This window comes from Streptomyces sp. NPDC021356 (genome assembly GCF_040641015.1).
Classification (GTDB): domain Bacteria; phylum Actinomycetota; class Actinomycetes; order Streptomycetales; family Streptomycetaceae; genus Streptomyces.
In genome coordinates this window covers 1-9,323 of sequence record NZ_JBFACU010000083.1, presented here as the reverse complement: position 1 = coordinate 9,323, position 9,323 = coordinate 1, and the positions used below count along the sequence as shown (strand labels likewise).

Sequence of the window (9,323 nt, the reverse complement as noted above, 5' to 3'; positions counted from 1 at the left end):
ACGTGCACCTTGGTCGGAGCACATGATCAGACGAAGGCCGCCCCCGTGTCCGGCGAACCCCCTGGTGAGCGACTCAGTTCGAGACACCGTTCGAGGCCGGTAGATAAAGAACAAGCTCAGTAGGTGTTTTTGATCCCTGGCCGTGAGGTGCGTACGGCTGGATGATCTGGGTCGTGAGGGTTGGCAGGACGGCTCGGCGGTATTGCCGGGAGTGCGGTGATCCGCTGCCGCAGACGATGGCGGCGGAGGCGGTGTTCTGCTCGGGTCGGTGCAGGTCACGGCAGTGCCGGAGGCTTCAGCGGACCCGGCAGCGGGTGGCCGCGATGCAGCGGGGAGAGCAGGCGGAGTGCCCGGTTTGTGCGCGGTCGTGGACGGTGGGGGTGGAGCGGTCGAAAGCGGCGGTGTACTGCTCGGACCGTTGCCGGGTACGGGCCTGCCGTCAGCGGCGGGCGTCGCGGAACGGCGTTACAGAAACGCCGTAGCCGAACGCCTCGCATACACCTTGAACACCTCAGGTTTTGCAAGGTAGTTGAGAACGATTACCGAGCGCTTCGAGCGCCCCTGGCTCACGCCCTGCCCCGGCGTGTCGCGCGCGCGTCACGGTGGATGGTGACCGGGGCCGGCGCCCCCTTGACCGGTCACGTCGTGGTGGCCGGCCGGACCTGGGCGAGGCGGTGGTCTTCATGACCGACGTGGCCGACCGGATCGGGAACGTCACCCGGCAGCGTTACGAGCAGCTCGTCACCCGGGCGAAGGAACTGATCGCGCAGGTCGCGAGGGCGCAGTTCGCTTTGGGTGACATGGCGTTGGAGATCGAGCCGATGAGGTCGGTGGGCGGGTCGATGCCGAATGGCACGGACGACCTGTTCACCGTGACGGAGTCGTTGCAGATGTTCGCCGACGACATAGGCGTCGAGCGGCGGACGGTGGAGGACTGGCGTTACACCGCCAATCGGTGGCCCGAGGGGCGCCGCAAGGAGGGGGTGTCGTTCACGGTTCACCGCATCCTGGCGTCGGTCGCGGACGAGGACGAGCGGTGGGCGGCGGTCGAGGACGCGCCGTTCAACCCGCGCACTGGGGCTCGGCAGTGGACGCCGGACGGCGCGCAGCGGGTGGTCGGCCAGAGGGTCGACCGGCCGGTCACGGTGGATGAGAAGGTCCAGGCCGTCGCCGACCTGACCCGGGACGACGAGGTCGCAGCCCAGGTCGCCACCGACCTGCTGAAGCGGCCGGCGGTCACCGAGCACGTCACCCCGGCCGAGAAGGTCCGGGTCGTCACGGAGCTGACCAGGGACGACACCGTCGCGCAGCAGGTGACCACCGATCTGCTGCGCCGTCCGGCCGTCGCCCGGACAGCCATGCGGGACGACACCACCCGGATGCTCGTCAACCGCGCCCAGTTCGACAACTCCCACGAGACGCGTGACCGGATCCGGGAACGCACCCCGGCTGTCCGCGCGATCGAGCACACCATCGAGTGAGGTGTCCCCCGGAGTGTGGACACAGGGGTTCATGCGGCGAGTGTGAGTTTACGTCCTCGCCGATGCTGCTGTTCGAACTCGGCTGGCGAGAGGTAGTTGAGGGCGCTGTGGCGCCGTCGGGCGTTGTAGTAGGTCAGCCACTGGAAGATCTCCAGCCTCGCCTGACGCACCGTCGAGAACATCCTCTGGTGCATCGTCTCCCTCTTGAGCCCCTGCCAGAACGACTCGGCGAGGGCGTTGTCGTAGCTCGAGCCGACCCGGCCCATGCTCCTGCGGATCCCGAAACCGTCACAGACCTGCCCGAACGCCGCCGACGTGTCCTGGGCTCCCCTGTCCGCTCCGACCTGTAAGAGGCCGGTTTTCTCGGCCGTGAGAGGGACGGCCAGCGCACGTGGTACACCCTTCATCTGGAGGGCGCACTACGTCATCCGGCAGTAGCCCACGTGCCAGTTCGCGGGCTGCTGGAGCTCTTCATCCGCGCGGCAGCGGGCGCTGAAGCCGCCCCCCCAGCACCCCGTCGGGCAACTGCTCAAGCGGGGTGTGGAGGTCGAGCACCACCACGTCGACCGCCCGGTCCTGCCCGCCTCCCGCTGACACCCGCTACGGCGAAGGGGCGGCCCGGCCACCACGGCGACCCGGGCCGCCCCTTCGGCATGCCAGCGACCTACACCCAAACCAGCCCACATGGCGTATCGATATATCTCGTGATGGTCTGCCAGGGCTCGTGTCGTCCTCGCCGGGCGGCAGCGTCCGGTACAGGCGGCGTCACCTCGCGCCCCTTCACCGACACGGAGGCCGCGGTCCCGCCCCCCTGGGGACATCGGCCCACCTGTTGCTGGTTTTCTGCGAGCCCTTTTGTTGGCGCTCTGGCCGGCGAAGGTTCGCCAGGTTGGCGATCGTTGTGACGTTAGCTTTCACCGGTCGGGTGTGCCCCGCTCGCTGGCGCCGGGTGGGTGCAGGAGGTAGGCCGAGACGAGGTGGACGGCGGCGGCCAGGGCGGGGCCAGGGAGTGTGGTGGGGGAGGGGGCTCCGGCATTGATTGCGAGGTCGGCGAGTTGGACGGCGCCGGCCAGCAGAAGCATCGGGTACAGGTCACGCCTGGTGACGGCGAGCCAGGTCAGTGCCGCCGCGATCAGCAGGGAGCGGACGCCGTACATCTCGGCGAAGAGCTCGGGGCCCGTTCCCCCGGTGGCGCCCGGGAACGCCGTTGGAGCGAGCAGGGCCAGCGCGCCGAAGGCCGCTGAGCCGGCCGCCGCCAGCACGTTCACGAGGCGGAGAACCAGTTCACACCGAGCATCATTCAGACATCGAATCATTTAGGTACGCTACTATTGTCGACATGGTGGAGAAAGAGGCGCGTTCGCCGGTGAACACCGTCACCTTCCGGCTCGGGGTGCTCGGGGCCTGGCAGGAAGCTCGCTACACCGAACGGCTGGCCGTGCACGATCTGAAGCCCAAGCACGTCGCCCTGCTCAGCGTTCTCCGCATCAAGGGCGCCGAGTCGCAGCTCGAACTGGCCGGCGTCATGCGGGTGGCGCCCAGCCTGGTCGTCCAGCTCGCCGACCACCTCGAAACCCTCGGCGCGATCAAGCGCGTACGCGATCCCGCCGATCGCCGCCGGCAGCGCCTGATCCTCACCGACGGCGGCATCCGCCTGCTCGACACGGCCCGCGGCCTCGCTGAGGCACTCGACGCAGAGCTGACGGAACCCCTCGACCCGGGAGACCGTGCAGCGCTCTCCCGCCTCCTGGAACGCCTGGCCGCCCGCACCGGCATCCCGGCCGAGTGACGAGAGACCTTCGTGTCGACGCACTGCTCAGCCGCGCGGCGCCCTGACCGGCGCGCCGTGGAACCCGGCACGGCCCGGTGACCGCCTGGTGGTCACCTACGAGGCCACCGACCGCGACCCCCGCTGGAGAGAGACCTACGAGGTCCAGGACGGCGCCGACGGCCGGGTGCTGCACCTCGTCGGCCACACCGCCCCGGACGCCTCCTTGAGGTGACGGCACCACGGGGTGGCCCGTGTTCCAGGAGTGCCAGTGCCCCCTCGCGGAAGCCGATGACCTGCTCGCCAAGGTCATGACCCGGGCTCAGGAGATTGTCCGGGACCATCCGCGCCCGTAGTCCCGCAGGGTTCACCCGACCGGGCTCTCGGCGGTTGTGGAGGCTCGGCCATGGCTGGCCGGGGTGTTCGGTGCATATCTGTCTCGGCACGGATGTCAGTTTTTGTTTACCACAATCCGGGGCGTGTGTGTTCGGCTCGGGAGCTGCTCTGGCTGCAGGGTGCTCACGCGCCACGAACTGAGGCTTTTCGGGGGAGCGGGAGAAGGGTTCAGTGGGCTGGTGCACTCCCGCCAGTCAGACACATTCAGTGTTCAGTCGACTACGCAGTGAATCTGGGTGTGCAAGTGGAGGATATGCCTCCCTCCATCGGACCAGGCGGTTTCGCCTCCCCGCCTGACGTGTTGAGTACATGCGCTGCGTCAGGGGATACAGCCGGGCGCGGCGCCGCCGGGAAGGAAGGACGACTTGGCGAACGAGAACCGGCAGGTACTGCTGAAGAAGCAGCTCACGTTCAAGTTCGACGCGAACAGGAAAGCCCAGACTCAGAAGCAGGAGCAGCAGGTCAGCTTCTCCCGCGGCCTGGAGTCGGTGGCGGCCGTCGTCAGCGGCTTCGACGTCCGCTACCCCGCCCCGGAACGCGAAGACTTCGGACGCCTGTACGTCCGGGCCAACGCGGTCCTTGCAGACCGCGGTGACGAGGACGTGACGGTGAGCCGTGAGTTCGAGCTGAGCCCGAACATCGACGGCTACCCGGGCATGGGCGAGGTCTACGTCACCGTACTCGGCATCTGAGGGCAACAGCCGCCCACAGGAACCCGTGCGCTCGGCTGCTCGGCGGGGCGGGGGCGGTGCTGACCATCACCTTCAGCCCGGAGCGGAGAGGGGGCCGGTCACCCTCCACCGCACCCCGGGGTCGTTACCAGCGCATGCAGAGTGCGGTCCACTCCGCCTGCTGCTCATCCGGCAGCTTGTCCGCCCGGCGCCGGGTGCTGTCGACGACGGCATCCAGCTTGATCTCCGTCCCGTCCGGTAGCACCTCCACGTGTTTGCGCGGCACCCGCAGGTGTCCCTCCCGCTCGAAGAACTGCCGTGCCGCTGCCAGGTTCACCGTGTGTGCTGCCTCCCGCCGTCCCACCGGCCGCGCTGCCGCCTCGGCCCCGGCGGGGGCGGGCTCCAGGCCCAGGGTCTCCAGGAGGTAGTGCTGTGCGGGAATGAGCCGGCACCTCACCTACCTGCCGGAGCGCGTTTGCGTGGGCATCACCGACCAGGGCGCTACAGCCGGCAAGCCCTCAGGCGGAGAACGGGGGGTGCGCGCCGGACCACGGAGCGGCTCGCTCCAGCTGGGAGGCCAATCGGATCAGCACGTCCTCCCGTCCGTGCGCGGCGACGAGCTGCACACCGATGGGGAGTCCGTCGGAGGTGCGGTACAGGGGCAAGGAGACGGCGGGCTGGCCGGTGACGTTGAACGGCAGGGTGAAGGCGATACTCTCTGCGACTCCGGCCACCAGATCCATCGGGGCTTTCGCGTCCGGGGCGAGCTCACCGAGGCGCGGCGGGGGGGTGGGCAGCGTCGGCGTGAGCAGCACGTCGACCTCGGTCTCCCACAAGCCGGCCACCCTCCGCGCCCACTTCTGCCACGCCTGCATGCCGGAGAGCCACTGCGCGGCCGTGACCGAGCGGCCCGCCTCCGCGAGCGCCCCGTTCATCGGCTCCAGGTCGGCGGGTTCGAGTCGTTCGCCGAGACGCTGCGACCACTGCTCCAACTCCCAGGCGAGTATGGCCGAGAAAAGGGTGGGCAGAGCCTGGAACAGCTCGGGTGCGTCCAGGGCCGCCGCCGGTGTCGGCTCGACGTGGTGGCCGAGGCGGTCGAGCAACCGGGCAGCGTGCTCGACGGCTGCCACACATTCCTTGTGGGCCGGGTCGGTCGCACCCGGCGGGATCGAGCGGAACCCGATCCGCAGTGCGCCCGGATCGACTCCGACCTCCTCGCGGTAGGGCCGCGTCGGAGGTACCGCCGCGTACGGGTCACCGACTGCCGCGCCGGCTGTCACGTCGAGCACGGCGGCGGTGTCACGCACCGACCGGGTCAGCACGTGCTCGTGCGTCACCCCTCCCCAGTACTCGCCGTACTGCGGCCCCAGAGAGGACCGTGCCCGAGTGGGCTTCAGACCGACGACGCCGCAGGCGCTGGCGGGCATCCGTATCGAGCCCGCCATGTCGTTGCCGTGCGCCACCGGGACCATGCCCGCGGCGACCGCCGCCGCCGACCCACCGCTCGAGCCACCAGGCGAACGATCGAGGGCCCACGGGTTGCGCGTCGCCCCATGGGCCAACGGCTCCGTGGTCACACTGGTGGCCAGCTCGGGAAGGTTCGTCCGGCCACAGAAGACGAAACCGGCCGACCGGAACCGTGCCGCCAGGGTGGAGTCCTCACAAGCCCGCCAGTCGCGATCTCGCAGTGCGCGCATCCCCCCGTAGTACGGATCACCCGCAGTCTGGCACAGGGCGTCCTTCAGCAGCATCGGCACGCCGCGGAACGGGCCATGGGGCAGCCCGGACGCCTCCGCATCGGCGAGCGCCTTCTCATACAGAGGCGTGATGACGGCGTTGAGCGTGCCGTTGAGCCGCTCTATCCGTCCGATGGCGGCCTCGACGAGTTCACGTGGCGTCAGCAGACCGCGCCGCACCAGGTCGGCCTGTGCCGTCGCATCCAACCATGCGAGTTCCTCGCTCGACACCGGGCTCTCCATGTCCTCCACCCTTTCCTCGATTTTGCCTCACCTGCCGGGAAGAACGCCGTTCGCCCCCCGGCGACAGAGCGGCGTCCTCGGCTGCCACAGGTGCCACGTAACGTCCCAAAGCGCCGTCGCGGCAACCGCGTTCGGAGCCCATTGTTCCTGAACTGGCGGGCAGCCCGTCTTGTCACCGATCGTGTTGGTCCCGCCGGTGGACCGATCCGGTCGCAGGGCGAAAAACTCGCGGGCATGGTGTCCCTGCGGGTTCTCACGACAGACGACCGGCTGTTGTGGCGAGCACTCCGCCTTGCGGCGCTGACGGATACGTCGAACGCATTCAAAGTCCGGCGCGCCGACTGGGACAGAGACGAAGAAGAACGCTGGCATGCCCGTCTGGAGCTTTCCGGCGCCTACCCTGTTGCCGCGCTGCTGGATGGGCACGCCGTCGGCATGGCCAGCGGCCTTCCCAGAGCCGCTGATATCAGGGAGTCGAGGTCCGCCTGGGGCAGTTCTCAGGCGCGAGGCCGTGGAATCGGCGACCGGCTGATCACGGCAGTTGAAACCTGGGCTCTGGGACCGGGCGGAGCAGCCTTGAGAGGTCCTAACAAAGGCATTGAACGTGGCGGTGGGTGAGGAGGCAGGTGGCGAGGCCGAGGAAGGCTTCATGAATGTCGTCGCGTCTCTCCCAGCGGATTCGCAGGCGGCGAAAGCCGGGCAGCCAGGAGATCGTCCGCTCCACAACCCAGCGGAAGATGCCCAGGCCGGAGCCGTGTGGCTGTCCGCGCTCGGCGATCACGGGTCGGATGCCGCGCTTCCACAGCAGGCGCCGGTACTTGTCGTGGTCACAGCCCCGGTCGGCGAAGAGCATGTCCGGCCGTCTGCGTGGACGCCCGACGACGCCGGCCACCGCGGGAACCTTGTCCAGCAAGGGCACGAGCTGGGTGACGTCGTTGCGGTTTCCGTCGGTCAGCGACACCGCGAGCGGGACGCCCTGACCGTCGACAAGGACGTGGTGTTTGCTGCCCGGCCGTGCGCGGTCGACCGGGCTGGGCCCGCTTTTGGGCCCCGGCGGGCCGCCCGCACGTGGGAGGAGTCGATCACCGCCCGCGACCAGTCCAGCTGCTTCGCCGACCGCAGCTTCTTCAGCAGCACCAGGTGCAGCTTCTCCCATACGCCGGCCTCGTTCCATGAGGCCAGGCGCCGCCAGCAGGTCATGCCGGACCCGAAGCCCAGCTCCTGCGGCAGGTACTCCCACTGGATCCCGGTGTGCAGCACGAACAGGATCCCGCACAGGGCCTGCCGGTCCGGCACCCGCGGCCGGCCTGCCACCAGCTTCGGACCCGGCTTTGGCAGCAACGGCTCGATGAGCGACCACAGTTCGTCCGACACGATCCACGGCCGCGACTCACGCTTCCCCACGTCCCGACCAACGAGCGGACAAGCCGACGGTCACTTGATCAACAACTTCTGTTAGGACCTCTAAGACCCCGGTGGATGAGCCAACAGACGTGCGACGTAGCGCAGTCGATGGCCCAGCCGACCGCGTTCCCGGTCGTCGGCGTTCTGATGGCGGCGGTCGTCCTCTCCCCCTACGGCGGCGCCGGGCAGGCCGAGATCGACGCGTTCTCGCAGTACGACTCCCTCACCCCGCTCACCCGCGAGGCCCCCGCGGACGGGGGGCCGTGGCACTTCTGGCAGGACCAGGCCGGCGCCGTGGTCCTGGCGCTCAACAACCCCGGCGAGGACGGCGCCGTACACGTCGTCATGGAACTGGCCGAACCCCCCCGCTGTACCGTTGGCCCTCGTGCCCGGTCCAGCCCCTGGCGTCACCCCGCGCTGCGTGTCCGTTTCGCCGCGGCTGTACGAGAACAGGTCCTACCTGGCGGCCTCCGGATCGGAGGATTGCGTGTCTGCCGTCTCCACGCGGAAGGGGTATGTCCTGGCTGCGGTGAACGCGTCGTGGATCGGCATGATGAGCGAGGTGAGGCGACGGACGTGGGTGTCGCCGATCGGCGTCCACAGCGCGGCGCAGTGCTCGTCGGTCTCGAGCTCGATCTGCTCGCGCGCCGCGATGCCGGCATCGGTCGCGGTGCCGTCGGCGTTGAGCCAGCCGCGTGCGACGAGGCGTGTCGTTGCCGCAGTCACCTCCTCGTCGTCCCACCGCCGGGTGGCACGCGCGATCGCTTCCGGGAAGTGACCTGTCGCGGTTTGCAGAACGTTGCAATCACACGGCCCGAGGCCCTTGGCGGCGAGCACGGTGATATGCGCGTCGCCGCGCCACTCGCGCAGCACCGTGATCTGCTGCCATAGCGCGACGAGCGGATCGGCTGGGAGGGGGACCGAGGCGTTGGCGGCAGCCATCGTCTTCCCGGCGTAATCGGCGTTCTCGACGACCGGGTCGATCAGTGATCGTGCCTCGGCGATCTGACCGGCGGTGAGGTTCACGTCGACGCGCTGCAACGCACGATCGGCAGCTGCGAAGCGAGCGGCCTGCCACTGCTCTGGCGTCGCTGTGTCCCACACGCCTGCCATGGCCTGCACCGACCGCGGGCTGAAGTTGTAGAAGGCCGCGAGTGTGACCTGCCACGGGACTGCGCCCATCGGGGCTGACCGGAACGCGAAGTACGCCGGTCCGTACTCGGTCACGCCCAGCTTGGCGGCCTCTTCCGGTGCCTCGGGGATGAAGTAGACGAACAGGTGGGTCGCGTTGATGGTGAGGCTGACCTCGCGGACGGCATTCAGGTCCATGTCAGCGCGAGCGAAGGTGCTGGCGAAATGCATCGCGGTGGTCTCCCGGCAAGTAAGGATCAAGATCGTCTTTGGTGTGTCCGGTAGGTCAGGGCGGCTCTGGGGCGGTGATGCGTGCGGAGATCGCGCCGAGTTCCTGCACTTCGATCCGGACCGTGTCTCCCGGTGTCAGGCTGGTCGGAGAAGCCGTAGCCGGGCAGCGAGGGGACGACGAGGTGGAAGCCGTGCTCGGTGAGCGGGCCGACGGTCCCGAGGAACTCCAGGAACGAGCCCGGCCATCCGTGCAGCAGCAACA

General features: G+C 68.9%; 10 protein-coding genes and 2 pseudogenes. 5 read left to right on the top strand and 7 right to left on the bottom strand.

The annotated features are described in order from the left end of the window. Positions 1-683: 683 nt before the first annotated feature. Positions 684-1,481 carry a DUF6192 family protein gene (locus AB0G56_RS41730; protein WP_360981447.1) on the top strand — a complete coding sequence of 266 codons (798 nt, stop codon included), beginning with the start codon at positions 684-686 and terminating at the stop codon, positions 1,479-1,481. Between the two features lie 29 nt (positions 1,482-1,510). Here the strand turns inward: AB0G56_RS41730 and AB0G56_RS41725 are convergent. Next, positions 1,511-1,819, bottom strand: a pseudogene (locus AB0G56_RS41725) (integrase core domain-containing protein); the annotation flags it as partial. Between the two features lie 576 nt (positions 1,820-2,395). Then, a complete protein-coding gene (locus AB0G56_RS41720; RefSeq protein WP_360981444.1) occupies positions 2,396-2,749 on the bottom strand; it encodes a hypothetical protein in 354 nt (117 codons plus the stop codon). A gap of 71 nt (positions 2,750-2,820) precedes the next feature. Here AB0G56_RS41720 and AB0G56_RS41715 point away from each other — a divergent pair, with 71 nt between their 5' ends. The 3 genes from AB0G56_RS41715 to AB0G56_RS41705 all read left to right on the top strand — a co-directional run bounded on the left by AB0G56_RS41715 (position 2,821) and on the right by AB0G56_RS41705 (position 4,337). Beyond that, positions 2,821-3,270 (top strand): MarR family winged helix-turn-helix transcriptional regulator, encoded by a 450-nt coding sequence (locus AB0G56_RS41715; RefSeq protein ID WP_360981441.1) that lies wholly within the window; start codon positions 2,821-2,823, stop codon positions 3,268-3,270. A gap of 88 nt (positions 3,271-3,358) precedes the next feature. Next, entirely contained in the window at positions 3,359-3,484 is a 126-nt protein-coding gene (locus AB0G56_RS41710) for a hypothetical protein (protein WP_360981438.1), read from the top strand. A 526-nt stretch (positions 3,485-4,010) separates the two neighbouring features. Next, positions 4,011-4,337, top strand: a complete 327-nt coding sequence (locus AB0G56_RS41705; RefSeq protein WP_360981435.1) for a hypothetical protein — start codon at positions 4,011-4,013, stop codon at positions 4,335-4,337. 124 nt (positions 4,338-4,461) lie between these two features. On the opposite strand, the gene AB0G56_RS41700 is transcribed toward AB0G56_RS41705, so the two are convergent. Both AB0G56_RS41700 and AB0G56_RS41695 read right to left on the bottom strand, forming a co-directional pair. Beyond that, positions 4,462-4,773: a helicase associated domain-containing protein gene (locus AB0G56_RS41700; RefSeq protein WP_360981432.1), complete on the bottom strand. Its 312-nt coding sequence runs from the start codon at positions 4,771-4,773 to the stop codon at positions 4,462-4,464. A 61-nt stretch (positions 4,774-4,834) separates the two neighbouring features. Next, a complete protein-coding gene (locus tag AB0G56_RS41695) occupies positions 4,835-6,295 on the bottom strand; it encodes an amidase (RefSeq protein ID WP_360981429.1) in 1,461 nt (486 codons plus the stop codon). Positions 6,296-6,529: 234 nt separating this feature from the next. Here AB0G56_RS41695 and AB0G56_RS41690 point away from each other — a divergent pair, with 234 nt between their 5' ends. Continuing rightward, a complete protein-coding gene (locus tag AB0G56_RS41690; RefSeq protein WP_360981426.1) occupies positions 6,530-6,913 on the top strand; it encodes a GNAT family N-acetyltransferase in 384 nt (127 codons plus the stop codon). Here the strand turns inward: AB0G56_RS41690 and AB0G56_RS41685 are convergent. From AB0G56_RS41685 to AB0G56_RS41675, 3 genes and pseudogenes are all read right to left on the bottom strand, one after another. Then, positions 6,882-7,699 (bottom strand): IS5 family transposase gene (locus tag AB0G56_RS41685; protein WP_360981423.1). Its coding sequence is split into 2 segments (ribosomal slippage): positions 6,882-7,348 and positions 7,348-7,699, totalling 819 coding nucleotides; the frame shifts between segments, so codons are not numbered across the junction. The genes AB0G56_RS41690 and AB0G56_RS41685 overlap by 32 nt on opposite strands. Before the next feature lie 456 nt (positions 7,700-8,155). Beyond that, positions 8,156-9,061, bottom strand: coding sequence for a hypothetical protein (locus AB0G56_RS41680; RefSeq protein ID WP_360981420.1), 906 nt, complete (start codon positions 9,059-9,061; stop codon positions 8,156-8,158). Positions 9,062-9,192: 131 nt separating this feature from the next. Further along, a pseudogene (locus AB0G56_RS41675) lies at positions 9,193-9,323 on the bottom strand (alpha/beta fold hydrolase); the annotation flags it as partial.

Excerpts from the sequence above, each read along its gene's own strand:
- AB0G56_RS41690 (WP_360981426.1), top strand. The coding sequence starts at position 6,530 with ATGGTGTCCCTGCGGGTTCTCACGACAGACGACCGGCTGTTGTGGCGA.
- AB0G56_RS41680 (WP_360981420.1), bottom strand. The coding sequence starts at position 9,061 with ATGCATTTCGCCAGCACCTTCGCTCGCGCTGACATGGACCTGAATGCC.
- AB0G56_RS41730 (WP_360981447.1), top strand. The coding sequence starts at position 684 with ATGACCGACGTGGCCGACCGGATCGGGAACGTCACCCGGCAGCGTTAC.
- AB0G56_RS41695 (WP_360981429.1), bottom strand. The coding sequence starts at position 6,295 with ATGGAGAGCCCGGTGTCGAGCGAGGAACTCGCATGGTTGGATGCGACG.
- AB0G56_RS41715 (WP_360981441.1), top strand. The coding sequence starts at position 2,821 with ATGGTGGAGAAAGAGGCGCGTTCGCCGGTGAACACCGTCACCTTCCGG.